This window comes from Kaistella palustris DSM 21579, assembly GCF_000422265.1.
Classification (GTDB): domain Bacteria; phylum Bacteroidota; class Bacteroidia; order Flavobacteriales; family Weeksellaceae; genus Kaistella; species Kaistella palustris.
This window is the reverse complement of record NZ_AULL01000012.1, coordinates 204,934-231,429: the sequence shown is the minus strand read 5'-3', so window position 1 is coordinate 231,429 and position 26,496 is coordinate 204,934. Positions and strand designations below refer to the sequence as shown.

20 protein-coding genes and 1 tRNA gene are annotated in these 26,496 nt (G+C 42.7%); 2 read left to right on the top strand and 19 right to left on the bottom strand.

Annotation, left to right across the window (positions count from 1 at the left end):
• Positions 1-129 precede the first annotated feature (129 nt).
• Both H562_RS0102265 and H562_RS0102260 read left to right on the top strand, forming a co-directional pair.
• Complete coding sequence (locus H562_RS0102265) at positions 130-1,791, top strand: ABC transporter ATP-binding protein (protein ID WP_027376026.1); 1,662 nt, start codon at positions 130-132, stop codon at positions 1,789-1,791.
• Between the two features lie 110 nt (positions 1,792-1,901).
• The gene (locus tag H562_RS0102260; RefSeq protein ID WP_027376025.1) at positions 1,902-2,237 is read left to right on the top strand and encodes a DUF3276 family protein; all 336 of its coding nucleotides are present in this window, start codon (positions 1,902-1,904) and stop codon (positions 2,235-2,237) included.
• A gap of 108 nt (positions 2,238-2,345) precedes the next feature.
• On the opposite strand, the gene H562_RS0102255 is transcribed toward H562_RS0102260, so the two are convergent.
• The 19 genes from H562_RS0102255 to topA all read right to left on the bottom strand — a co-directional run bounded on the left by H562_RS0102255 (position 2,346) and on the right by topA (position 26,419).
• A tRNA-His gene (locus H562_RS0102255) sits at positions 2,346-2,421 on the bottom strand.
• 34 nt (positions 2,422-2,455) lie between these two features.
• Positions 2,456-3,175, bottom strand: coding sequence for a bacillithiol biosynthesis deacetylase BshB1 (bshB1, locus tag H562_RS0102250; protein ID WP_027376024.1), 720 nt, complete (start codon positions 3,173-3,175; stop codon positions 2,456-2,458).
• Positions 3,176-3,317: 142 nt separating this feature from the next.
• Positions 3,318-3,992, bottom strand: coding sequence for a hypothetical protein (locus H562_RS0102245; RefSeq protein ID WP_027376023.1), 675 nt, complete (start codon positions 3,990-3,992; stop codon positions 3,318-3,320).
• A complete protein-coding gene (gene rfbD, locus H562_RS0102240; protein WP_027376022.1) occupies positions 3,989-4,852 on the bottom strand; it encodes a dTDP-4-dehydrorhamnose reductase in 864 nt (287 codons plus the stop codon). Before rfbD ends, H562_RS0102245 begins: the two co-directional genes overlap by 4 nt.
• Positions 4,852-5,340 (bottom strand): acyl-CoA thioesterase, encoded by a 489-nt coding sequence (locus H562_RS0102235; RefSeq protein WP_027376021.1) that lies wholly within the window; start codon positions 5,338-5,340, stop codon positions 4,852-4,854. The genes rfbD and H562_RS0102235 overlap by 1 nt, the downstream gene beginning before the upstream one ends.
• A 61-nt stretch (positions 5,341-5,401) precedes the next feature.
• Positions 5,402-5,896, bottom strand: coding sequence for an OmpH family outer membrane protein (locus H562_RS0102230; RefSeq protein WP_027376020.1), 495 nt, complete (start codon positions 5,894-5,896; stop codon positions 5,402-5,404).
• 38 nt (positions 5,897-5,934) lie between these two features.
• Entirely contained in the window at positions 5,935-6,573 is a 639-nt protein-coding gene (locus H562_RS14510) for an OmpH family outer membrane protein (RefSeq protein ID WP_051190366.1), read from the bottom strand.
• 10 nt (positions 6,574-6,583) lie between these two features.
• Positions 6,584-9,121 carry an outer membrane protein assembly factor BamA gene (bamA, locus tag H562_RS0102220; protein WP_027376019.1) on the bottom strand — a complete coding sequence of 846 codons (2,538 nt, stop codon included), beginning with the start codon at positions 9,119-9,121 and terminating at the stop codon, positions 6,584-6,586.
• A 24-nt stretch (positions 9,122-9,145) separates the two neighbouring features.
• On the bottom strand, positions 9,146-9,898 hold the full coding sequence (uppS, locus tag H562_RS0102215) for a polyprenyl diphosphate synthase (RefSeq protein WP_027376018.1): 753 nt from the start codon (positions 9,896-9,898) through the stop codon (positions 9,146-9,148).
• Between the two features lies 1 nt (position 9,899).
• Positions 9,900-10,814 carry a type IX secretion system protein PorG gene (gene porG / locus H562_RS0102210; protein WP_051190365.1) on the bottom strand — a complete coding sequence of 305 codons (915 nt, stop codon included), beginning with the start codon at positions 10,812-10,814 and terminating at the stop codon, positions 9,900-9,902.
• A gap of 160 nt (positions 10,815-10,974) precedes the next feature.
• A complete protein-coding gene (locus tag H562_RS0102205; RefSeq protein ID WP_027376016.1) occupies positions 10,975-13,461 on the bottom strand; it encodes an exopolysaccharide transport family protein in 2,487 nt (828 codons plus the stop codon).
• Positions 13,462-14,313 carry a polysaccharide biosynthesis/export family protein gene (locus H562_RS0102200; protein WP_027376015.1) on the bottom strand — a complete coding sequence of 284 codons (852 nt, stop codon included), beginning with the start codon at positions 14,311-14,313 and terminating at the stop codon, positions 13,462-13,464.
• Between the two features lie 35 nt (positions 14,314-14,348).
• Positions 14,349-15,467: a glycosyltransferase family 4 protein gene (locus tag H562_RS0102195; protein ID WP_027376014.1), complete on the bottom strand. Its 1,119-nt coding sequence runs from the start codon at positions 15,465-15,467 to the stop codon at positions 14,349-14,351.
• 2 nt (positions 15,468-15,469) lie between these two features.
• Positions 15,470-16,600 (bottom strand): EpsG family protein, encoded by a 1,131-nt coding sequence (locus H562_RS0102190; RefSeq protein WP_027376013.1) that lies wholly within the window; start codon positions 16,598-16,600, stop codon positions 15,470-15,472.
• 14 nt (positions 16,601-16,614) lie between these two features.
• Positions 16,615-17,604, bottom strand: a complete 990-nt coding sequence (locus H562_RS0102185; RefSeq protein ID WP_027376012.1) for a glycosyltransferase — start codon at positions 17,602-17,604, stop codon at positions 16,615-16,617.
• Positions 17,601-19,148 (bottom strand): hypothetical protein, encoded by a 1,548-nt coding sequence (locus tag H562_RS0102180; protein WP_051190364.1) that lies wholly within the window; start codon positions 19,146-19,148, stop codon positions 17,601-17,603. Before H562_RS0102180 ends, H562_RS0102185 begins: the two co-directional genes overlap by 4 nt.
• Before the next feature lie 51 nt (positions 19,149-19,199).
• Positions 19,200-20,273: an arginase family protein gene (locus tag H562_RS0102175; RefSeq protein ID WP_027376010.1), complete on the bottom strand. Its 1,074-nt coding sequence runs from the start codon at positions 20,271-20,273 to the stop codon at positions 19,200-19,202.
• 97 nt (positions 20,274-20,370) lie between these two features.
• Entirely contained in the window at positions 20,371-23,445 is a 3,075-nt protein-coding gene (locus H562_RS0102170; protein WP_084466313.1) for a T9SS type A sorting domain-containing protein, read from the bottom strand.
• A 403-nt stretch (positions 23,446-23,848) separates the two neighbouring features.
• Entirely contained in the window at positions 23,849-26,419 is a 2,571-nt protein-coding gene (gene topA / locus H562_RS0102160) for a type I DNA topoisomerase (protein ID WP_027376008.1), read from the bottom strand.
• Between the last annotated feature and the right edge of the window lie 77 nt (positions 26,420-26,496).

Sequence of the window (26,496 nt, the reverse complement as noted above, 5' to 3'; positions counted from 1 at the left end):
AGCATTTTTTTAGAAACGCTTCCGCATTATGACGCCATCGTATCACCGCAATTCTGCAATTCAATTTTCAATTTATTACTTTTGCATCCTTGCATTGCCTATCTTAAAAGCGCGTGCCTGCACAATAAAATGAATGCACTCAAAACATTAAATCCTTATTTCTGGAAACACAGAATCCTGCTTTTCTGGGGTTTTTTGTTCATCATTGCGAGCAACTTTTTCAGTATTTACAAAGTTCAGTTCGTGGGGCGGTCCATTGATGAGATTTCGAAAAACACCGGCCTCGGATTCAACAGGCAGGTTTTGGTGTATGTCGGGATTATAGTGATCTCATCGCTGCTCACCGGTTTCTTTTCTTTCATGATGCGGCAGACGATCATAGTTTCGTCGCGCAGGATCGAGTATGAACTTAAAAATAAAATTTACGAACACTACCAGGAACTTTCGCTCACAGATTTTAAAAAAACCACGATCGGCGACCTGATGAACAGGCTGAGTGAAGACGTGGTCGCTGTAAGAATGTATCTGGGACCCGGTGTAATGTATATTGTAAACCTGCTCGTACTGCTGATCATTACCAGCATTTATATGCTGAAGACCGATATTTCAATGACTGTATGGTCGCTCGTTCCGCTGCCCATTCTGTCATTTGTGATCTATCATGTGAGCTCGGTTATCAACAAAAAATCAAAGATCATGCAGAAAAGCCAGTCTGCGATCTCCACTTTCGTACAGGACAGTTTCTCCGGAATCCGCGTGGTAAAATTTTTTGCCAAAGAAAAATACATCGAAAATAACTATTCGAATAAAGTCAAGGATTACCAGGACAAAGCTCTGGATCTGGCGAAGACCGAAGCCTACTTTTTTACCATCATTCTTTTCGTCATTGGCCTGCTGAATGTGGTGATTCTCCTGATCGGTGGCCAGAAATATATGAACAACGAGCTGAGCGTAGGCAAGATCGCTGATTTCTTTCTGTATATCAATATTCTGATTTTCCCTTTCTCAATGGTCGGTTGGGTGACCTCTGTAAATCAAAGGGCTGAAGCATCAATGTCCAGGATCAATGAATTCCTGGATATGAAAACTGACATCATTAATATAAACCATGAAGTTTATCCCATCAAAGGAGATATTGAGTTCAGAAACGTGTCGTATACTTACCCGAACACCGGAATCAGGGCGCTCGATAATTTAAGTTTTAAAATAGAAGCGGGAAAATCACTGGCAATTGTCGGTAAGACAGGTAGCGGAAAATCTACCATCGCGCTCCTGCTGTGCCGTTTGATCGATCCTACGGAAGGCGAAATTCTTGTGGACGGAAAAAATCTAAAAGAACACAATCTGGAAAACTACCGCCGGCATATCGGCTATATCCCGCAGGAAAGTTTTCTGTTTTCAGATACCATTGAAAATAATATTGGTTTTGGCGTTGACCATCCGACACCGGAACTTGTTGAAGAATATGCGAAGAAAGCAGATGTCCACAAAAATATCGTGGGCTTCAAGGAAAAATACAAAACCCTTGTGGGCGAACGCGGCGTGATGCTTTCCGGTGGCCAGAAACAAAGGATCTGTATCGCGCGCGCGCTCATCAAACAGCCGAAGATTCTGATCTTTGATGATTCACTCTCTGCTCTGGATACGGAAACCGAAGAAAACATACTTCGGAATATTGAAAATGATATTCAGAAATCAAGTTCAATCATCATTACCCATCGAGCCAGCAGCGCCAAACGTGCAGATAAAATCCTGAATCTCACCAAAATAGACAATCCTTTGCCGGCTTAGGTGCAGATTATGCAGTTATAATTCTGTTTTCTTAACAAAAAGTTAAAAAAAATTTTGCAGTTAAAAGAAATCTTTTATATTTGTGATATAGATTCACAAATTGAAAGGACATGAATGATTATAATCAAAGGAACGAAAACGAAATTTTTACAAAAGTTCTGAAGGCAGGCCGCCGAACCTATTTTTTTGATGTGCGCGAAACCAAAGCCGGCGATTACTATCTCACCATTACCGAGAGCAAAAAAAATTATGGCGAAAACGGTGATGCTACTTTCGAGAAACACAAAATTTATCTTTACAAAGAGGATTTCAAAAACTTTGAAGACATGTTTAAGGACTCTACCGATTTCATCATCAGCCAAAAAGGTGCAGATGTAATTTCTGAGCGGCACGACAAAGATTATAAAACACGGTCTTTCACCATAGAATCAGAAGAAGAACTGTAAAATCAATCAGCACCCAAACGGGTGTTTTTTTATTAATGGCTTTAAGATCTTCCCCAAGGTCACGCAGCAAAACAAAAAAAACGCATTGAAGATCAATGCGTTTTACGTGGGTGAATGAGGGGTCTCGAACCCCCGACCTCCGGAACCACAATCCGGCGCTCTAACCAACTGAGCTACAATCACCGTTTGGGTGTGCAAATATAGTATTTTTACAAATATTACAAAATTATTCCCTCAAAATTTTTGAAAGCAAGCAGCTTTTCTGTCGTAAAGCCCTCTGCAAAGGCCACGCCGGAAAGCCGGCCGAGATCCTGAGCTCTGTAAGTCAGGCTTTCGAGGAAATCTTTGGTCGCGATGGGCGTCATCGGTTCGGTTGACTTTGGATCATAAAACTGTGTTTTATACGCCAGGCATGCCTCAATCTTCTGATCCATAAAATCCGAAATATCGATCACGAAATCCGGTTCAATATTCCGCCACTGGATATAATGAAAAATGTGCTTTGGCCGCCACGGCTGTTGAATTTCGCCGTCGAGCTCTGTTTCTATCTTAACAAGTCCGGAGAGAAAACAGGCATCGGAAACGAGTTTCGCCGCCTTTGCATGATCAGGATGGCGATCATCGATCGCATTGGCAAGTACAATTTCGGGTTTGTATTTCCGGATCATTTTCACGATCTGCATTTGGTAATCTCCGCTGTTAAGCAAAAAACCATCTTTCATTTTCAGATTTTCGCGTGCTGAAAATCCGAGAAGTTCTGCGGCGTGAGCTGCTTCTTCGGCTCTGGTCAGGTTTGTCCCCCGCGTACCCAGTTCACCCTGTGTAAGATCAACCACGGCTACTTTTTTACCTTCACTGATGAGTTTGGCTAAAGTTCCGCCGCATCCAAGTTCTACATCATCGGGATGTGCGCCAATTGCTAAGATATCTGTTTTCATGATGCAAAGATACGAAACCGCCAAATTTTGAGCGGACGATTAAATACTTTAAAGGAAAGCGGAACATGAAATCCTGAAAACTATTCAGCCGGTACCATTAACAGGAAAAAGAGAAAAATAATTTTTTAGTAAACTCAGCTCCTTATTTAATTTCCTGATAAATCGTGGTGAGAAACTGGCCAAATGACTGCTCGACGCGGATGATGTCGCCGGACTTTAAATTTATTCCTGCCGAGCCGTAGGGATTTGAATTGACTGAAAATCCGGAAATCTGAAAATACTGCGCCGGCTGGTCTTTCTGGCCGGATAGCTGAATGGTAGAGCCCAAAAGCTTTTTAGTTGAAACTGTAAGGATTTCGCCGTCGGAAAGTTTTCTCTTGGTAAAACTGCGTGGCGGGAACAGCAATGTCGCTTTGTTCACCGCGATATTCTGCTTTTTGTAGGGCGACGAAATCAAATAAACCATATTATTTTCAGCGGGAAAAGCGGTGGGCTCCAAATAATAAAGCGCGAGTCTATAATGGGCGGGATCAAACTTCTGATTTCCTCCTTCCAGCGATTCAAAGGGTTTGAAAGCAAAGGCATTTGCACCGACTTCTTTGGCTTTTTTATAGATCATCCCGAAGACTTTAACATCATCATCGGAATATCCCTGAACTTCGATTTCTCCCAGATATTCGGCTGCCGTATCCTCCGGCGATATCTTATACAGGAAACGGTCGGTATTGGGGTGCGTTTTTACGACTTTGTTTAAGATCACATTTTGTGCAAAAGCAAAAGAACTGAAAAACAGGAAGGTAAAAAAGTATCTGATCATTGTTTCTGTAGGATTTCAATACATTCTTCGAGGGAATTTTCCCAGTATTTAGGTTCGATACCGTATACCTTTTCAATTTTATCCAGAGCCATTGTGCTGCGTTGCGGGCGCTTTGCTGCAGTGGGAAACTCAGCCGTGGTTATCGGCTTTAACTTTATTTCTGAGGCTGCAAGCTCAGCTATTTTTTCAGCAAAATCGAACCATGTCGTTTCGGGATAATTGGAAAAGTGGAAAATGCCGTAAGTTTTCGGCTCGGCTTCTATAATTCTCATTACCGCTTCTGCAAGGTCATTGGCATTTGTCGGCTGGCCGAACTGGTCTGCAACAATTCCCATTTCATCCTTTACAGTAAATAATTGCAGCATGGTTTTCACAAAGTTTTTGTTGAATTCCGAATAAAGCCACGAGGTGCGTAAAATGACTGTCTTCGGATTTTCCTCAAATGCCAGCTCCTCGCCTTTGAGTTTCGATGCACCATACACTCCCTGCGGCGCAGTAAAATCGTCTTCGTCATACGAAATATTAGTGTCACCTTCGAATACATAATCCGTTGAAATATGAATCAGCGTGGCTTTTTGTTCAGCGCAAGCCTGCGCTAGATTGGCAGCACCGCCCGCATTGACGCTAAACGCTTTTTCAGGTTCCGACTCTGCAAGATCTACAGCAGTGTAAGCTGATGCGTTGATGCAGTAATGCGGTTTATAGTCCTCAAAAAAATCGAGCACTTTTTCGAAATCTGTGATATCCAATAGGTCGGAATCTGCGAATATAAATTCATATCTGTTTTCGAAATCGGGCGCGATCTTTCGGAAGCAGTTCCCAAGTTGGCCATTGGCGCCGGTTACAAGTATTTTTTTTATCATTTCAGGGCTGCTTTATTAAATTTTCTGCACGACTGAACCCGGCTTGCAAAGTCTTTTTCATCCATATTGACCAGAAAGCGCTGAAACAACTCCTTGGTATCATCCGGATGCTTGGCTGCGCGGCGGGTTTTCATATCAAAATACAGCACCGTGAGCCACAAAACACTGTGAATTATTTTGCCATCGGGACTGGTCATTAGAATTTCCACCTTCGACAGTGTGTCGCCGACTTCAATTGTTTTGCTGGTGATCAGAACCCGGGCATTGTAGCGAACTTCGCGCAGGTAAGCGATCTCATTCTGAACTGTGATCCAGGTGCAACCCGTTTTGCGGGTATATTCCTCATAAGTGAAGCCGTAACCGCTTTCCACATGATCCTCTCTGGCATTGAGCATATACTCCAAATATTTCACATTGTTCAGATGACCGATCGGATCGCAGTCGCTGAAGCGGATCCTGACCAGTGACGATAGTTCTTTTTGCATGTTCCAAAATTAAAAAAACCATCCCGAAGATCGAGATGGTTTCGTTTAAAAAAAATATTGATTAGAGTCCTAATTCTTTTTTAACTAAAGGAGTAGCATCGGCACCGCCTTTGTAAATAAGAGCTGTAGAATCTATTACGAATTCGTATCCGTTAGCCTTAGCCACTTTAGTCACGGCATTGTTCAGCTTTTCGATGATCGGTTTTACCGCTGCATCTCTTTTCTGAGCAAGGTCATTCTGAGCGGTTTGCTGGAGGCTTTGTAGGTTCTGTTGTTTTTTTTGCAGTTCAGATTCCTTGGCAGTTCTTTGGGCTTCAGTCATTTTAGCACCTTCTGCCTGATATTGCTGTACTTCTTTTTGAAAGGCTTCGGCCTGTTTGTTGAGTTCGTCACCTTTGGTTTTGCTGAAAGTATCTAGATCCGAGGTCATTTTCTTAGTTTCCGGCATTGCAGACAAAACTGCTTCATAATCCATAGAAGCAACTTTTTGAGCCTGAGCAAATCCTGTTGCTGCAAACATCATCACCGCTGCAAATAATACACTTAATTTTTTCATAATAAGGGATAAATTGATTTATTGTTGGTTTTTAAATTTTATTTCTGTGTGCTTCTGGAGCGGTCGATCGCTCTTCTTCCTGAACTTTGCTGAAGCATCTTCTCTTTTTCACTTCGTTCTGTATTCACAGAGGTTCTGGTTGATGTTTCGGTGTTTTTCGTTGCCGAATTTTTCAGCAGCAAATCTAAGACTTTATCCGTATAGTCGTATCTTTTTTCCAGAAAAATCACACTAATGTTATTGCTTTTATCAAGAACTATGCCTAAGCTATTCTTGTCGGAAACGGTCTTGATTGCGTTCCAGATCTGATCCTGAAAGGGTTTTGTGAGATTTGACCTGGCATTGTTGATCTCGCCCAACAAGCCGAAACGGTTGTTGACCATGGTCTTGATTTTCTTGTCCAGATCATCAACTTCTTTTTGTCTTTGTTTCAGCTGATCGCCTACAAGAAGCACTCTTTCGTTCTCCAGTGTGGCTTTCTTTTTTTCGAAATCAGACTGCAGGGTTTGAATTTCAGTTTGCCAGGCAGTGATCTGGGCATTCAGTCTGTCTTCCGCATCTTTGTATTGCGGCAGTTTGCTCAGAATGTAATTCGTATCAACCACTCCTATTTTTTGGGCGCTGAGGATCCCTGCAAGCAGAACCAGCGCAACCGAAAATATTTTAAACTGTTTCATAATTATGTGTTTATAAAGATTGATTCATGAGGAAGTGCGTTTTCCAGCCGGATGGTTCAGTTCCCATAAGCGTTTTATCAAAACCATATGCGAAATCAAACCCGATAAGTCCGAAAGCACCCATATAAACCCGGATGCCAACACCGGCTGAACGTTTCAACTGGAAAGGATTGTAACTGCCAAAGGAGTTCCAGGCGTTACCACCTTCCAGGAAAGTAAGTGCGTAGATCTTTGCAGTTTGGTTCATCGATACAGGATATCTCATTTCAAGTGCAAAACGGTTATAGATCGTAGCACCACCATAAGGCGTGATATCTTCCTGCGCACCACCCGACGACGATGAGTTTTCGTAACCGCGAAGCGGCACCAACTCACGCCCATCGTACCGGCCGCCAAGCAAACCCGTTCCACCTACATAAAATCTCTCAAACGGCGGAGCTCCCAGTTCTTTGTTATAGCCATTAAGAAAGCCCATCTCTGCGGTACTTCTTAACACCATTTTCCCTACTACCGTGTTGTACACATCGGCTTTTAATTTCACTTTATAGAATTCCAGCCATTTATACTTTTCAACCGGCGACATCGTAGAATAATCCTTGTCGCTGAAAAGTGAATATGGCGGCGTAAACTTAACCGATGCCTCAAGGTTTGAGCCCTGTGTTGGGAAAATTGGATCTAATCCTGCGGAATTCCTGCTTAAACCTACATTAAAACTGAAGTTTTTGGCCGAACCGTTATACTCGGTAGTATTACCGAACTGGAAAGGATAATTTTCGAAGTCGTAACTCTGATACTGGATTCCCGTGTAAAGCGAGAAATAATCATCCGGCCATCTGAGAAGTCTGTTAAGACCTGCGGAAGCGGAGAAAATATTCAGTTTCTGCTTAGCACCAAACTGATCGGTATAGCGCACCAGCGACTGATTTACACCTACAGAAAGTGCGGTCGGTTTTGTACCGAACAACCAGGGTTCTGTAAATGAAATACCATAATTCTGGAAATACTGTCCTGCCTGCGCCTGAATGGATAATGTCTGGCCATCTCCCTGAGGAACGGGTTTGAAATCCTTAAATTTCAAAAAGTTCTTTAAGGAAAAGTTATTAAAAGTAAGGCCCAGCGTTCCAATGAAGGAGCCACCGCCATAACCTGCCTGGAGCTGAACCTGGGAAGAACCTTTCTCCACAAGTGTCCAGTGAATATCCACGGTATTGTCCTGTGGATTCGGTGTAATCTGCTGACCTACCTGCTGCGGATCAAAGAACTGCATACCCGCGAGGTCGAAATAAGTTCTCTTGATATCACTTTTCGCAAATAAACTTCCCGGTTTTGTACGTAAAGACCGTAGAATTACGTGGTCGTGTGTCGTGGTATTTCCACTCCAGGTCACGCGGTTCCAGGTGGCTTTTTCACCTTCGCTGATTCTGATCTCCAGATTGATGGAATCACCCTGAACACCTTTTTCGATCGGTGTTACATTAGAAAAGAGGTAACCATTGTTCATATAGATCGACTTGATATCGGAATCATCTTCCTTACCGCCGTCTTCACCCACTTTTTTATTAAAGCCGACCGCATCGTAAATATCACCCGTTTTATAACCGAGGATCTTTTGCAGATAATCGGTCGAGAAAGCAGTGTTACCTAGAAAATTGATATCGCCGATGTAATATTTTTTTCCTTCGTTGAGTTTTACATTGATCTCATAATCGTTCTTCGGGTTTCTCCAAACCGAATCGGACACAATCCTTGCATCGCGGAAACCTAATGAACGGTAATAATTAATGAGGTTTACTTTATCTTCCTCATATTTTTCTTCGATGAATTTGGAAGGTTTTAAAATTCCCTTGATACCGAATCTTTTCTGTTTCGTGTCTTTGAAAGCTTTGTTGCGCAGTTTGCTGTCCGAGACGCTTTCATTTCCTTCAAATTCAATGTGGCTGATCTTTACTTTTTTGCCTTTGGCAACATCGATGGTCCAATCGACAAGATTTGGATCTTCCGCATTCACTTTATCCTGAATCGTAACTTTCGCATCAGCAAAACCTTTTTTCACATACTCTTTCGGAATATTGGTTTTAAGTGTTGAGATCAGATTCTGGGTAATTTTGGTGCCGGGTTTCAGGCCGTTGTCTTTGGCGAGTTTTTCACTTTTAGATTTGCTGATACCTTTTCCCGTAAATTTCACGGTTCCCAGCTCCTTTAAATCCTGAAGATTAAAACGCAGAACGATCTGCTCGCCTTCAATGCTTTGAATGTAAACTTCCACCTCGGAAAACGACTGTGTTTCCCAAAGTTTTTTAATGGCGTTGCTGATCTTCTGACCTGGAATTTCAACGCTTTCGTTCTTATTCAGACCTGTAAACCTCAGGATTTGCGCCGGAGTATATTTTTTTACACCATCTACAACAATGTCTTTCAGGATATAAGTGCCTGCTTCATTTTGTGCATACACCGGGGAGTTGTCCGGGTTGTTCTGCTCGGGCGTAATTTGACCATAGAAATGCGCCGAGGCCGCAAACATGATGATAGGTAAGAATTTGAACTTCATTTTTTATCTTGCTAACTTTTTCTTTTATAAATTTTCGTTAAGCTGCTCGCTTGTTTTGCCGAATCGCCTTTCCTTGTTCTGGAAGTTATAAATGCACCGGAACAAATCCTCCCTGCCGAAATCCGGCCACAGAATATCCAGAAACTGCAGTTCCGCGTAGGCGATCTGCCAGAGCAGGAAATTACTGATCCTCACCTCGCCGCTGGTGCGTATCAGCAGATCTACAGGCGGGAACTCCTTAGTGTAAAGATGCTCTTCGAATACTTTTTCGGTGATTTCGTTTTCGGTGAGTTCACCGTTTTTAACTTTCGTACTTATCTGTTTTACAGCGTTTAGGATCTCATTTTGGGAACCGTAGCTCAGCGCCAGAATCAGGTTTCCGCGCGTGTTGTCTTTTGTAATATCAACCAGATGCAACATCTGGGTCCGGACCAGCTCGGGTAATTTATCAATATCCCCGATCACGTGCATTCTAAGGCCTTTAGAAAAAATTTCCTCCGCCTCCAGCAGCAAAGTCTCGGAGATCAGACTCATGAGTGTACTAACCTCATCATCCGGCCTTTTCCAGTTTTCTGAGGAAAACGTGTAAAGTGTGAGAAATGGAATATGTATTTCATTGCAGGCATTCACCACATCGCGCACAGCTTTTATGGCATTTCTGTGCCCGAAAGTCCGCGCCTCGCCACGTGATTTTGCCCAGCGTCCATTCCCATCCATAATGATGGCAACGTGCTTTGGGAGCTGCTCCAGGTTTAATTGATCTTTTATAGACTGCATTTTATTGTCCACAATAACAAGGTGGTCTGCCAAAGGAGTAAGTGAGACCCAGGGTAACCGAGTTCACCCAATCTTTGGAATTAATATTACCGATCTGCCGGTTTTCTATGAACTCTGCAGCGCGCTTTTGGGCTTCCTCAAAATAAGGACTGTCCTGCAATAGCGAATTGGTTGTTCCCGGCGAAGTTATATCTTTATTATAAGTTATCTTCACGTTTTTGTCATCGATCATACTGTAATCAATGGAATCTGAAAAAGTAGGCCTGAACATGAATTCGCCGAAAAGCGCCCAGTTGTAGTTGAATTTATATTTTAGACCAACACCAAATGGAATCGCCATGGTAAGTTCTTTACCGGAGACGTAGGTTGGGTTGGTATCGAAATCCTGTGCGCTGGTTGGCGCGATGGCATTTCCGCCCGGATCTCGCTTAAAGTCATTTGCCAGTGAAACCTTGGTGGTGTTTGCAAGCATTCCGCCGACACCTCCAAAAATATAGGGACTCAGCAAACTCTTCTGCTCATCATTCACCGGAAAAAAATTATACTCGAAAAGCACATCAGCCTCTACAATTGAATTTGTACCCCAAAGTTTTCTTTTGCGCCGGTAGTTTTCCTTCGCAGCACCATCCACAAACTGTATGTTACTGAAACCCAGATTTAAACGTACGGTCTGATAAGGATTAAAATTCATGCGGTAAAGAATTCCGCCATAAAAAGGTATACCGTAATCTGAAACGTTACTCAGCGGTCTTTGTAACACATAGTTCGTTCTGCCAATATCGCCTACTAAATTACTCATGCCAAGCTGCACGCCTATTTCATGACGCTGCCCCTTATAGGAAACTGAAATAAAAATGGCTGCGAGCAGGGAATAAATAAATTTCTTTTGCATGAACGGCGGGACCTCTATTTTCATAAATAATTTTGCAAATATAATATAATTTTCCTTGAAGGAAATTCTTAATTTTTAGTTAAATAAGCTCAAAAAAGCATAATATTTTGCCTTAAAAACGGGAAAATACTTATTTTATGATTTTATAAGAACAAAACCCCCGAAGAGGAGGGTTTGTGTAAAATCAATTCCGGCCGAAAAGCTTCCGGAGTTTATTGCGGATCTTTATAAGTGTAGGCTCCTCATAATTCTTGTCCTCATCGAAATAGCCATAACCGTAGCCATAACCGTAGCCATAGCCATAACCGTAACCCTGATTCATCTGGAAGTCATTGTAAACCAGACCAAGATTCTTGATCTCGTGATTCTGATACTTTTCGGTGATCATCTTCAGCATATATTTCTCCGTATACTCGTGGCGCACCACATAAATGCTCGCGTCTACATACTTCATCAGTTCAAACGGATCGGCCACCAAACCTACGGGTGGAGAATCGATCACAATAAAATCGTAATGTCTTTTCAGTTCTTTAATGAAATCAATATTTCTGTCGCTCATCAGGAGTTCCGACGGATTTGGCGGGATTGGCCCCGAGGTCGCCACATGAAGATTCGGGATTTTTGTTTTATTAATGATGGTTTCCATATCTACCTCACCGGTGAGGAAATTTGAGATTCCATATTTATTATCGATTTTAAAGTCGCCGAAAATTTTCGGCTTTCGGAGGTCCATTCCCAGGAGGATGGTTTTTTTGCCGCTTAAGCCTAAAACCGAAGCAATATTGATCGAGATATAGGTTTTTCCTTCGCCACCTACCGATGAAGTCAGGAGTATTACTTTGGACTGTTCATCTTCTTTATGCAGAAAACGCAGGTTCGCACGTATACCTCGGAACGCTTCAGAAATAGAAGATCTGGGCTGCTCGAGCACCGTAAGATTATTGTCGTGCGTATTTTTACCAATAACTCCCAACAGCGGAATTTTTGTTACCTGCAGTAACTCTTTTATATTTCGCACGCGGTTATCCAGCGCTTCAGAAAGTGCGATGATCAGCAACGGCAAAAGCAGTAACCCACCCATAATTGAATATTTTGTTCGCTGTACATCCGGCGCTATTGGTCCCTGTCCCAGATTCTTAGCTGGATCAATTACCGTAATATCGGATTTATTGGTAGCGACACGGATCTGTGTTTCATTCTGTTTTGTGAGCAGGCTGTTGTAGGTGGCTTCGATCATGTTATATCCCCGCTCCGCATCCAGGTACCGGCGTTCTTTCTCAGGATAGGCTACGAGGTCGCGGCCTTCTTCCGCGATATTCCGGTCAATTCGCGAGATCTCATTGAGGTAAGTACTGAAATAAGTTCGCAGTGATCCCGTGGAGTTTCCGCGGGCTTCGCTGATCAGCCTGTTGATCTCAATCATGGGTTCAGAATTCGGCGTGTAAATTGTCGCCATCTCCCTTCTTTTGGCATACAGGGCCTTGAGCTCGGATACACTTGCGGTGAAAGCCCCGTCGTCAACGCCTGCAGAATTCAGGCTGATCAACCGGTCAAGATTTTGGGAGGCCAAAGAATTTTTAATGGCATTAAGCGAATTCACTTTGGTGATCAGGTCCGCTTTTTTAGCCTCAAGCTCTTTGATCCTGACCAAAGCTTTCTCGTCGCGGTCTTTAATATCATAAAGACCTTCAGACACTTTCATGTGGTTTAAAAGCGTAGCGCTGGAATCGAGTTTTTTCCTGATTTTGGAAAGGTTTTCGTCGAGATAGTTCTCGGTGTTTTTGTCCACCGTATTTCGGTCTACAAGCCGTTTCTTTTCGAGTTCTTCTACCGAAGTGTTCAGGAAATTAACAGTTCCGTTCAGGTTATAACCACTTTTGGTAATGACCATAATGGTATTGATCTCCTTGTCGAAATCAACATTAATGGTGGAAACAAGATTGTTAACCGTTTGGTTCACCGTAGAAAGTGAAATGATAATATTATCAAGAATAATCGGACTTGGGACAGGATTTCTAACGAGTTTAAATTTCAGGTGCGGTGAAACATACCATTCATTAAGGGAAATAATTTTATTTTCAGGGCGGCTGAATTTTGGGATATTGCTGAAATTTTCGGTCTGAAAGGAATAGAGATAAGTGCTTTCACCTTCTTTAGGCAGCACCACTTCGAAGCGGTTACCGGATTTGGGAAGTAAGGTTACGGGATAATTCGGCTGCTGGAGATGGGCTTTATCGATCTCCAGGAAAACCGGCGAATCATATTTATCCAGATAGGTTTGTTTGATGAGACCTTTAGTAGAATAATTCACATAAAGGTCAAGCTGGTTAACCAAATATTCATTATGCGAGCGCGAGAGCAGCATTTTCTTCAGGTAAATCCCGTCCTGATTCCCGGTTTGTCCCCAGATAAAGTTGATTGACTGATTGGGCGTAAAATAACTCGCGGTGTTATTCGAAACGCTTAGGGAAAGGTTTGAGGCATAAATGCGCTGTGCGTAATATTTACTGTAAAACCAGGAAATACAATAACCCAAAGCCGCCATAAGAACGAACCAATACCAGTTCCGCAAAACCCTTCTCAGGAAATGCTCGATATCGAAAAGTGCAAAGGAACCGGCTTTTTCAGCTGTTCCGGCAGATGCAGTTTCATTTTCTTTTCCCGGTATCATCTAGAGTCGTGTTAAAATTAGATATACCGACAAGGCTGTGGTAATAACCGAAACTCCTGTCGTAATCGTCTGGATGGGGTCTTTGCCTAAACCGTTCAGATTCTTGGCCCGCGTGTTGAGCAGTATCTCATCACCGTTTTGCACCCAGTAATACGGTGAATTCATTACATCTTCGCGCGTGAGATCTACTTTTGCGATTTTGATCCCTTCGGGAAGTTTCCGGTGGATGATGATATTTGTACGGTCTACGGTTCTGTTCAGCCCACCATTTATCGCCAGCGCCTCGGTGAGTGTAAGTGTATTTTTATGTGTTTTTTTTTCACCGCTGATGCCCACTGTTTCTACATCACCCAATAAATAATAGGTGATCCCGTCGGTATTCAGCCGGACTTCTGATTTGCCGTCGAGAAAATTCTCGTTTACACGGTTCTGAATTTCAGTTGTAATATCTTCTATGGTGCGGCCTTCGGCTTTTACAAAACCAATGCCCATGATATTGATATCGCCCTTGGAATCCACCTTTAAACCATTAAAATAGAAATTCGCATTTCCACCGTCGCCCTGTACGGAATTGAAATTGGAGGAAGCACCTGCGCTGTTTACGGTATTGGGAGGCGGCGCATTGAGCGCGGAATAAAACTGAGCGGCATCACCTTTCGGCGTGGTCACGATATTTAAATTCAGCATATCGTTTTTCGTTACGCGGTATACAGGAATATTGTAGGGAACCAAACCCTCTTCGTTAATGACGAGATTCTCGTTAGGCTGCATGTACCGCACATCTTTTGTTGAAATGCAGGAACAGAGTAAAAGTGGTAAAGCGAGAAAAACAAAGAGTTGATTTATTTTCATCTTGTGGTATGTGTCGTTACAAAAATAGCAAATAATTAATTGATTTCCTTTCTTTTCAGCAAAATGAGCCGTGGAATATAGGCGCCTGTAAAACCAAGTACCACGATGAGTAACAGAAGCACATTTACATTAATATGCCTGAAGTAATACGCAACCGCCACGATGAAAAGATAATACAGTATAATATAAAAGGTTGACCGCCTGTGCGAGAGCCCCAGTTTTAAAAGTGAGTGATGAATGTGATTGTTATCGGCAATAAAAGGCGATTTACCGGCTGAAATTCTGATAATGAATACATTAAGCGTGTCGACCAGCGGCAAAATCAGTATTGCAATCGCTATAGCCGGCGCGGCCTGAAGGTAATATCTCGGAACATCCGGCAGTTCTTTATCAATGAAAATATCAATAAAACAAATCGCCGTGAAAGCAAGTAAGAAACCCAGAATCATGGAACCTGTATCTCCCATAAAAATCTTTTGGGTGCGAGATAGTGCGAGATTATAATATAAAAATCCAAGCACGGACCCAATGATTACGGCAGAAAGTACCACAAGCGGATAATTATATTCACCTAAGCGGAAATAACTGATCCCGAACAGGGCACTGCAAATGATGGAGTAAACTCCGGCCAGCCCATCGATGCCATCAATTAAATTAAAAGCATTTATTAAAACAATAAATGTAAAGATGCTGATCGCCACACTGGCAAAGTATGACAGTTCATAAATGCTGAACAACCCGAAAAAACTTCGTATCCGCACATCCGAACCAATCACCATCAAAGCGGTTACAATAATTTGGGCCAAAAGTTTCTTATATGCACGCATCACCACAATATCGTCCATCACACCAATGTAGAGCAGGATAACGAGCGACGCAAAAAGAAACTTGTACAGATCGAAAAGCTCAAAAGCAAAGATAGACGCACAAACGGCAAGCGAATAAAACATGGCAATTCCGCCGAGATTTGGAATTTTACGCAGGTGCGAACTCCTGAGCCCGGGTTCATCCATCAGATTTTTCCGTTTGGATATTTTTACAATGGTAGGTACAGAAAGGAAGGTGATCAAAAACGAACACACCAAACCCAAACTCAGTTTTAAATAAAACTGCGCGACTCCCAACTCATTTAATATGCCTTTAATACCTTCCATTTTTACCAAAGTGCATTTTGATACCGCTCGGTAGTGAAGCCGCCACGATGACCGTTGCCGCTGCCAAAGTAGAAAAACATCGCCACAAAATACGCCATAAAGCCCAGATAGAGGATCTGGCGCGGACGCTTCGGTACAGCATAAACCAAATTGCTCAAACAGAACATGGTTACAAAAAACATGTATGCACCCGGCAGACGGATCGCAAAGATCTCATTGGACCGGAAAAAGTAGAAAAGCGCCATGCCAAAAACCGCCAGGTTCCGCATGTATTCGTACCACCACACGCGTTCGCAGCCATCTTTATCGTAGCGGATCAGAATAAAGATGAAGATGAGTTTTACAATATCATTTAATCCCGTTTCTACCTGTGTGCCATAGTAGCGGTCATCCAGATAACCGGTATATGCGCCGGAAACATCTTTCGGCGACAGCGTGGCAAAAAATTCACCGCCCAGGCGGTAAAGTTCAAAGGGAGAACTCAGTACAGCGAGCACCAGGATCCAGAATATACGTTTGCTGTTAAGTGGGATTTTCACTAGCCAGTAAGCGGGTAAAAATATGATCGCGGTTTTATGAAATCCCAGCGCAATATAAATACAGAGCAGAAAAAGGGGCAGGTTTCTTTCTTTGATAAATTTAAATGAGGCCACGCACACGGCGATTCCCAAGCCCTGGCGCATTTGCCCCGAATCCTCAAAAAACATGATCGGCATAAAATAGAAAAGTAAAGCCAACGTAGGAAATCCCACATTTCTATAAATCGCTGTAAACTTCAGCGAGACAGTGATCGCGGCCATGATCAGCGTTACAATGTAGAACGGAAAGCCAAAATCGAAAACAAGTTTATTGATAAGTACAAAGATCCACTCGATCTCCTCGGTATTTGGGCGAAAGAGTGCCTTATCCAGCACATCGCCATACGTTGTGTAAATAGCAAAACCCGAGAAAAGCATTTTGTATACGGGATAATCAGCGCCCACATTGATTCTGAAACCAACCGCAAGTACCACGAGAATACCTGTGATCCAAACAAAAATACTCTGTTTTTTCTGCAGAAAGAAAATCTCCAGATAGCTTGCCACGGCAAGAAACAAAAAGATCAGTATAAAAACAGGGTGCAGGATCGGCATCTAGAGCATTGTGTTTAAATTAATTTCCGCATCAGATCTTCCTGCCCCAAAAAATACAGCAAATAGTATATTTTTTTCTTTACAGACAAAGATAGCAGATAATTCCTTCCAAAGCGTTTGTACCGCAATATTTCTGCAAGCGAAATATCTTTTGCTTTCAGGAACACTTTCAGTTCGGCCGACATTTTTTTGTAAACCTCATCATCTTTAACAAATGCTAGGTAAGCGAGAAAACTGTACACACCTTCCAAAATCTGAAAATCCTTAAAAATTCCCGCGTGATTTCGGTAGCGCGAGTTCCGGAAAACATCTTCAACTTCATTTACCGCACGCAAAATATCCAGACCTTTTTCGGTATATGTTTTACTAATGGAGTCTGACCTTTCCAGATACTGATAATGATAGCGGGAACTATGCGCAATAACTTCAGAATCTAAAATCAGTTGGGGAATCAGCTGTATATCTTCAAAGTGAACTCCGCACTTAAACCGTCTCTGCTCGAACAGCGATTTCTTGAAAATTTTATTGCAGGCAAAATAACTGATGTCGGCAAAAAGTGAGAAATCCTCGGCCAGAATTACTTTTTCCGGCAGGTTAGGTATCTGTGGAAGTTTCTGCCGTACCTTGTCGTTTTCATCAACTTTCTGCAGATCGCAGAGTGCGATTTCGGCATCGTATTTTCTTGCAAGCATATAAAGATTTTCAAACATGGTTGCCGAAACTTTATCATCGCTGTCTACAAAACCAATATACTCACCGCGCGCATGATCCAGACCTAAATTCCTTGCACTGCTCAGACCGCCGTTTTTCTTTTTAAAGGCTTTAATTATTAAAGGAAAATCTTTCGCGTAATCATCAATGATTTGCTGTGAGCCATCGGTACTGCCGTCGTTCACGACGATAATTTCAAAATCACCCAAAGTTTGATTCACAAGCGAATACAGACATTTGCCGAGGTATTTCTCTACATTGTAAACCGGAACGATTACCGAAATCCTTTTCATTGCACCTTGTTTTTTTGCTGGCGTACGTAAAGATAATAGTCCTTCCCTATCGGCCGTATTTTGTAGATCCAACGCAACATTTCGGGTGCTTCTTCATAAATCTTCGAGATGCGGTATTTCCTGAGGAGCTTATAATCTTTAAGGAAATTCTGTTCGTCATTACGTTGCATCCTGTAAAAGGTATCAGGATTTCCGGCCTGGGCACCCACTGTCAAAATATAAGTGGGCTGGAATTTCCTGACCGAATTGCTCCACCAATAGTTTTCATCAGCCAGCATTTCTGCGGTGATTTTTTTATTGACGAGCCCAACCTCATCATAAGTATAGAGCCGGGTGTAGAAAGGAATAATGCCCGCAGGCTCCAATAAAACCGACCCGCCTTTTCCGCCGGAAACAGCCAGAATATCTTTCGCGACCTGCATCCGCTGGCCATGCTCCATGTAACCAATGGCGTAAGACTGCAGAAGCTGAGAAGCGTACAATCCTAAAGAACCGATAATCATCAGCAGCAATAAAATACGCAGCCGAAGCCGCACATAATCCAGCAAATAAAACAGCACAGCGACGAAAAGAAATGTTCGCGGCAGCCAGTAATACCAGTCGAAATATGCTTTTAGAAATGCAAATACAGAAATTTTCGCCAGAGCAAAAACCACCACGGAAATTAAAATGATCTTGGCGCGTGTTGAAGCCGTGTTTTTATCGCGTACGACTTTAAAAATAATCCAGCCAAGAAATCCGAGAAACGCAAGCCATAATATAAAGGTGAAAACTGAATATTTCTTGATAAGGCCGCCATAATAAGCCCACTGAAAAAGATAAAATTCCGGACTGCTGTTTTGCAGCAGATTCCTGTATGCCAGTTTTTTCGCAGTAATGGTATGGTTTACAAACTCACCAAAATAAAAATAATTGAACAGTATTACGCTAGCAAGGCCGACTAACCCACCAAAAATGAAAGAAGTGTTCAGCCGTTTCCGGAGGACGATGTCAGCTAAAAAGATGATGCCGAGAAAAACAACACTGTCGATTCTGGTCCAAAGCATCAAAACAGGAAAAAGGAAATATGCCCATTTTTTACCTTTTTGCAATCCTAAATAGATGAGTCCACAATACAGGAAAAACAAAAGTCCGTATTCCATTCCCAGAAATGAGGCGGTAAGTGCCGGCGGAGTAGCATTAAGAAAAAGCACAAAGAATCCGCGCTTTAAATCGTCATTTTCAAAAAATATTTTTGCCAGCCAGAAAGTTCCGACCGCAAAAAGGATCCCACTGAAGATAAGCAGCGGATAAATAAAGTTTCCGCCAAAAATAAACTGAAAAAACGCGGAGACCAGCACATAAAGATGTGTAGTGGAAGCTGAAATACGTTCTTCACCATTGAAACCGATCACACCAAAATCCAGCAGATTTCTCGCCACGCGCCAGGTGATAAAGGAATCCTCCTGAATGTGTCTGGTAAAAAAAAGCGGCACCTTAATAATTACTGCAAGTAAAATCAGCAGATAAGGGTGAGAAAAAATCCGGATTAGTGCGCTTTTCATCTAAATGTGTGTAAGCAAAAATAGCGTTTTAAATCTATTCTTGCACATTTGCTATTTCAGGAAACGCGGATTCAGGAAACCGCGTTTTGCATCCTCATATTCCCATTTCCCACAGGGAATTAAATCGGCGGCGTTTTCACTGTCGCCAAAATACCAGAGATTGGTAAAGGTATCGCGTTTAAAGGCATACTGAGCATCATCGCTCAGAACCCAAAATGTCTCGAAAGACCGTTCAGCAGGATGCGATTTCTGAATATTAATGCCTTCGATAAGATACCAGATCATTTGCGCCAAAAGCTGGTGATTCAGGATATCTTCCGACTGCCCATTAAAATTAAAAATGCCGACCGAACGCAGATTCTCACCAAGTCCGATCTCTTTCATATAAGCGCAGATTTCTCTTTTATTCAAGCCGTTAACCTGCGGATTTACCGAGAAACCATCACCGATACTTTCTACGGCATCGCAGTTTACAGTTACAAGGTCTGCGCGGCGCAGAAAGGGTTCGGCGCGCTCTGTTGTGTTCATCATTTCGGCAAGCCGCATTACATCAAACTCCACTTCTTTCATGAGTTTCACAGAATCTACAGCGTTCAGATGCTTTTGATAGCCGAGATGATGATAGTTTTTTAAACTGAATGTTTTTGAACTCAGGATCCGCGAAAGAAAGTTTTTCCCGGTAAGTTCCGCTCCGTCATTTGCCAGAGAGATTACGTTCGAGATCTGCGTATAACTGATGTTTTGCTGCTGAAAATTCAACGCTGAAAAAAGTGAAAATGCCAAATCGCTACTGCCGCCGATTACGATCGGAACAGCATTCTTCTGATGGCACATCGCAAGAACTTCCTGCAAAATAAAATGCGAATCCTCATGCGACCTGCCGGAAATAAGATCTCCAAGATCACAAACAGGAATTTCAAAATCGAGGCGCGACAGTTCGTAAAGTTGTTTTCTCACCTTTCTGAAATCGAGAATTTCCGCGCTGCCGTTTTTCAGACCCCGGTAATCGGAACAGAAAATGAGAACAATACCATTTTCCTGAATTTCTGAGGAAATCATATTTCCGAGTTGCCATTTTTCAGTTTCAAATTCGCGCGGCGGCAGCAGGATGTCTTCGATATTCATTTTAATAGTAGCTTCTGTGGGAAATTTTGAAGCGAAACAAAAGTAACAAAAAAAGCACAACCCCGGAAGATTGTGCTTTTCATTAAACAAGAAGAATTTACTGCTTGATCATTTTTTTAGAAAAAGCCGAACCGTCCTTTAATACAACTTTTAAGACGTATGCACCATTCTGCAGTTTGCCGGCATTTATTTTTTTATTAATGATTTCGCCCTTCAACAGCATTTTTCCGCTGAAATCGTAAAGTTCATACGAAACCGCATCAGTATTGCTGACTTCAAATTCATCGCGGAAAGGATTCGGATATACCTTGATTTCCTTTCGCGCCTGACCGGTAACTTTGGGATCTACGCCCTCGGTGCCCAACTGGGGATATTCTACAGTGGCACCCAGCAGACGTTTTTCGTCTTTAGCGCAGCGCACACTCATCCCAGCTTGCGGGTAAACGCCTGTTCCGGTCTGCATTTTATTACCCTGAAACTGCATCGCAAGGGCATAACCTGTATTCATATCGGCGAGTGCCGCTGTCCATACGCCTGAGCGCTCATAGGACACGGTGTTTTCTCCCAATTCACCACGAATCCCGTCGCGCGGGAAATCGCCTATCCTGAAATTCGCGTCTTCAAATTTCCAGCCGTTTGTTCCTGCCACATTACCTCCATAGAAGCTCGCCACATCATGCCACTGATCCTGAATCACACCCTGCTTTCCGTACGCATCAGCGCGGTAACCGTTGTACCAGGGCGAATTCCCTTTGGACCCGGTGTACAGGTTTGTAAAAGAAACATCGGGCACACGCCATCCTTCCGGACACGGATCGAACGGTGATTTTTTATCAGCATGTCCCCATCTGTTGTTGGCCTGGCCACGCTCGTCCGATGCCCAGTCGCGGATTCTGCTGAGATCGTTCGCGTAATGATTTCCGCCGTCGTAGAGCGTTCCAATTCCTTTTTGGTACAGGAATTTAAGGGGATTTTCAACGGAATATTTGATGTTGTTTCTAACTTTGATCCTTTCCGAAGGATTTGCGGAACCATAGATGTCATAGGATTTCGTATAATCTGTCAGATATTTTGTGGCCGGCACATCGATATAGGTTGGCACACCTGAACTGCCGGTACTTCCATCAATATAAATCAATGGTGAGGAGGCATTGGCAAAAGTCGGCAGCGGATCTTTTCTGCCCCACTGATAATGCAGCCCATCAGCACGCCCGGATGTAAGGTCACTGCTCTGCGCACCGAGATTACGGTCCATAAACGTTGTTTTCAGCGTAGGACTTTTACTCACCGTTGGATTTATAAAGTTGTAGGTTACAGGGATTGGCGCTTCAGTAACGTAGGTTAAAGGGTTAGCTGTAGGATCATTATCAGGAGCCCAAATATGCCAGCTCCAAAGTACAGGACTGTTTTGGCTGTTATAAGATAAAGCGACCACCGCGTTGCCTTTAATGTTCGGATCAAGTTCGACTTCTATCGTTGATAATCTGGCGTCTGCTGAATTGGTATTTAGCGTTATGTTTTTAACCAAACCTTTCTGGGTGGTCCACAAAACCTTCGCCGCAAGGTTTGTTGATGGAATCATTTCCTGGTCAGAGAGCAACTGGTTATACACCGAAAAAGCTTTACTTACAGGAATTGAAAGATGTGTTTGATTAACAGCCACATAAGAATTCGGGTTATCTAAACCAGCCGTAAAGTTTTCTTTCTGAGAAGCAAAATACTGTGTGGCAAAATCACCGATTTTAGCCATATTCGGATCTTTCATACAGCGTACGGCGTTTCCGGCTTTTGATGGGTTGGTCTGGTTAATATAAATTGCGTGTAAACCGACACTTGTATTTGTACGCACAGGATCGGTAATCAAGGAAAAAATTCTTGCACCGTCGTAGGCATACGTAGAACTCCATAACCCACCGTTTGCAGCATTATCCTGAAAAGTTATTCCTACCGGTGCATTTGGAGCTGCAGAATTCGGATAGTACACATAAGTTCCAGAAGCCGGTAAAATCCCCAGATTTCTTTCTCCTGCTAATGCCTGTGTAAAATCCATGCCCAGACCGGGATAAACTTTTATACCATGAAGGTTAGGGTTTTGGGAGTCCGGAAAAAGCTGTCTTTTTGCGGGATCAATATCATCATTATTCCAGTCGTGTTTTCCGAAAAAAGCAAGGTTATTGTTTTGCGTTTCGCGGCCCAGATAAGATGGAATCCGCCAGCCGTTCGGGCACGGATCCAACTCCGATTTCAACTCGTAAGAGCGGCTTTCCTTTTGCAAAGGCACGCTTGAGCTGTTACCATTGCTGTTACCACCTTTGGCATTATCCGACCACAAATCCCAGGTGATATAATTGGGGCTTACACCGGCTACTTTATATCTGTTGCTGGAGAACCAGTTTCCCGTCGCATCTGTATTTATAATATAAGTTATGGGATTCTTTACAGAATACTGAATGTTCTTTTCAATTTCATTAAATGGCCGCACCTCAACCGGGATTGTGTTCAGTGCATCGATCTGCTTATGTCGCAAAACACCTACTTCGCCGGAAATCGCATAGAAATCTGCATCTTTATAAACCAGCGGTGGAAAAGGATCTTTCCTGCCCCATTCGTACATCAGGCCGCCGGATTTCTGCCACTGATCATCGAGAAAGCTGTGGGTTGTGGCTCCCAGATTCCGGTCCATATATTTATTTACAAAAAGATTTCCGTCGATATCAGTTTCTGTACCGTGGCTGAAAAGGTTGCCGTTTTCGGGATTGTCGGTTACCCAGATATGCCAGCTCCAGTAAATCATGCCGTCAACTTTAAAGGCAACTACTGCATTTCCTTTACCTTTTCCCTTATTGATCTCTACTTTTATTTTGGAGGCCGACGGTTCGCCGCCGGGCACAATACTTACATTCTGCACAAGACCGGGTACATCTTCCCAATACAGTGTTGCTGACTGTATGCCGGGCGGGATCGGTGTAAAAGAGCCGTTGGTTTTCAGGTATTCATACTTCGACCACATTTCGTAGGCCTTCACTACAGGTATTTCTAATCCGCCGTAGTTATTGGACTGTGCGAGCTGTATATCGTAAATATAACTGTTGGGAGCTTTCGCATTATTCACCATTTGGGAATAACCTAAGTTTGCCGCAAGGCAAAGAAGGAGCAAGTTAAATTTTATCATAGTTAAAAAATATTACGTACAATTTTGTAAATCTTTTAACATCATTTGTGTGATATTATTTCTAAAATCAGTGTGTTTTGATAAATATTAATCTTCTCATTGTGGATGTCAAATATATAAATATTCTCGAAATCGACATACGTTTTTTAAAAAATATTATGCACAGAATATAACACCCTGATAATCAATGTGTAAATTTTTAAAATATATGAAAAAGGTTTAGATATGACGAAAAGCGCGTGCAAAACCCACAAATCATTCGGTAAAAAATTCACCAAAACAATCACTTTGACTGTTTTTTTTCTCGAAATTAAATTTTTTCACGAACCAATATGGATGAAAAATAAAAAACCCGAAATATTTACTATTCCGGGTTTTTTGTTAAAGATATGACAATCAATGTCTATTTTTTTGGAGTTGTCTTTTTTGCAGGCGCTTTTTTAGCAGTGGTTTTCTTTGCAGTGGCTTTTTTTGCCGGTGCCTTCTTTGCTTTTACTTTAAAGGCATTTTTATCCTGTGCAGTAATCCATTTTTTTACCTCGTCCAGCGAAACTTCCTTCAGTTCTTCAGCTGTATATTTTTCATCGTTCTTATTCTTCGGAATTTTGAACATGGCTTTGCCAAATTTTATAAACGGTCCCCAACGGCCGTTTTCCAGAGAGATCCTTTCGCTTTCCCACTGCTGTATGTAGCGGTTGGCCTCTTTCTCGAGTTTCGCATCGATCAGTTCATTGATGTCGTTTTGCGAAAGATTTTCGAAGTCATATTTTTTGGGCACATTTACAAAAATAGATTTGTACTTCAGAAAAGGACCAAATCTCCCCGTTCCTTTTGTCACAGGTTCGCCTTTGTAAGATGCAATCGGCGCATCGGCGATTTTCTTTTCGGCAATAATTTCTTCCGCTCTTTCCTGCGTGATCGAAAGTGGCTCTTCGCCGCGCGGAATACTGATATAGGTTTCGCCCCATTTTACGTACGGTCCGAAACGGCCTACGCCTACCGTAACAGACTCTCCATCAACATCCTGCAGGTCAAACGGAATTTTAAAAAGTTCCAGTGCTTCCTCCAGCGTGATTGTAGCGATATTCTGGGTTTGCATTAAACTGGCAAAAACAGGTTTCTCTTCATCGTCCTGCTCACCCATCTGTACGATCGGCCCAAATCTGCCGATCCGTGCGATTACATTTTTTCCGGTTTTCGGATCAGTTCCCAAAATTCTTTCACCACTGGCGCGGTCAGCATTTTCCTCTACATCTTCGATACGTGGGTGAAACTCTTTATAGAAACCCTGTAAAACTTCTTTCCATTTCTCAGCACCCTCGGCAATATGGTCAAAATCCTGCTCTACTTTTGCCGTGAAACCATAATCCAGGATTTCTGCAAAATTCTGAGTCAGGAAATCATTAACTACTTCACCAATATCGGTGGGAACGAATTTATTTTTATCGCCGCCAAATTTTTCGGTCAGGATTTCTTTTTTCAGACCGGCTTTGCCTAAAGTCATTTTCATGATCTCTCTTTCCTGTGGCAGGATTTCGCGCTTGTCCACATATTCCCGATTCTGGATCGTCTGTATGGTAGGTGCGTAGGTAGAAGGACGGCCGATGCCGAGTTCTTCAAGTTTTTTAACAAGTCCCGCTTCTGTATATCTTGCAGACGGCCGTGTAAATTTCTGTGTAGCTTCAATTTTTTTATAGTTCAGATTTTCACCTGCAGAAACTTTGGGCAACAATTTTTCATTGTTTTCTTCCTCGTCGTCATCGGTCTTGGTCACGCCATATACTTTCAGGAAACCATCAAAAACAATCACTTCACCCTGCGCTTCAAAATTCTGCGGAAGCTTTGAGTTTCCGATCTCAATTACGGTTTTCTCAATTTTGGCCGGCGCCATTTGCGAAGCTAAAGTTCTTTTATAGATCAGCTGGTACAGTTTATTGAGCTGCACATCGGCGATCGACTTTAATGAAAAATCTGTCGGGCGGATGGCTTCGTGAGCTTCCTGTGCTGATGCTGACTTGGTGGTGTAATTTCTGGGATTCGAATATTGCTCGCCGAACTCTGAAATGATCTGGGATTTTGCTCCGTTAATGGCCTCCTGCGAAAGATTTACAGAATCCGTTCTCATATAAGTTATGAAACCTTCCTCATAAAGCCGCTGTGCCACGCGCATGGTAGAAGTTACGCCGTAACCCAGGCGGTTGCTGGCTTCCTGCTGCAGAGTGGATGTGGTAAAAGGTGCCGAAGCAGTGCGTGTGCCGGGTTTTTTCTCCACATTCAGCACTTTAAATTCGGTGTCTTTGGCCAATGTCAGAAATTTCTCTGCTTCGTCTTCTTTGGCAAAATCTTTTTTGAGCTTCGCGGCAATCTCCTGCGAGGCTGCATTTAAAAATATACCTTCAACTTTATAGGATGATTTTGGCTGAAAGCCGCGGATCTCGAGTTCGCGCTCTACAACCAGACGCACAGCAACCGACTGTACACGCCCGGCAGAAAGTCCGGTTTTTATTTTTTTCCAGAGTACGGGCGACATCTCAAAACCAACAATACGGTCCAGGACGCGGCGTGCCTGCTGGGCATTAACCAGATTCTGATCGATTTTGCGCGGTTTCTCGATGGCTTTTAAAATGGCATTTTTGGTAATTTCGTGAAAGACAATTCTCTTGGAGTTCTCATCGTTCAGTTTAAGCTCCTGCGCAAGATGCCAGGCGATCGCTTCACCTTCGCGGTCCTCATCGGAAGCGAGCCAGGTCATGTCAGCCTTTTTCACAGCAGCTTTCAGCTCGGTTACAATTTTCTTTTTATCGGCAGAAACTTCGTAATCCGGCGTGAAGGATTGCAAATCGATCCCCATCCCTTTTTTGGGCAAATCCCGAATGTGTCCGAAACTGGATTTAACCTCGAAATCCTTTCCCAGATACTTCTGAATAGTTTTTGCTTTTGCGGGTGATTCTACGATTACTAAATTTTTTGCCATCCTTGAAATTTTTGCAAAAGTAGAAGTTTTTTTTTAATAGTTATTTCAGGCTAGTTCAAACACCTTTAAATATAAGA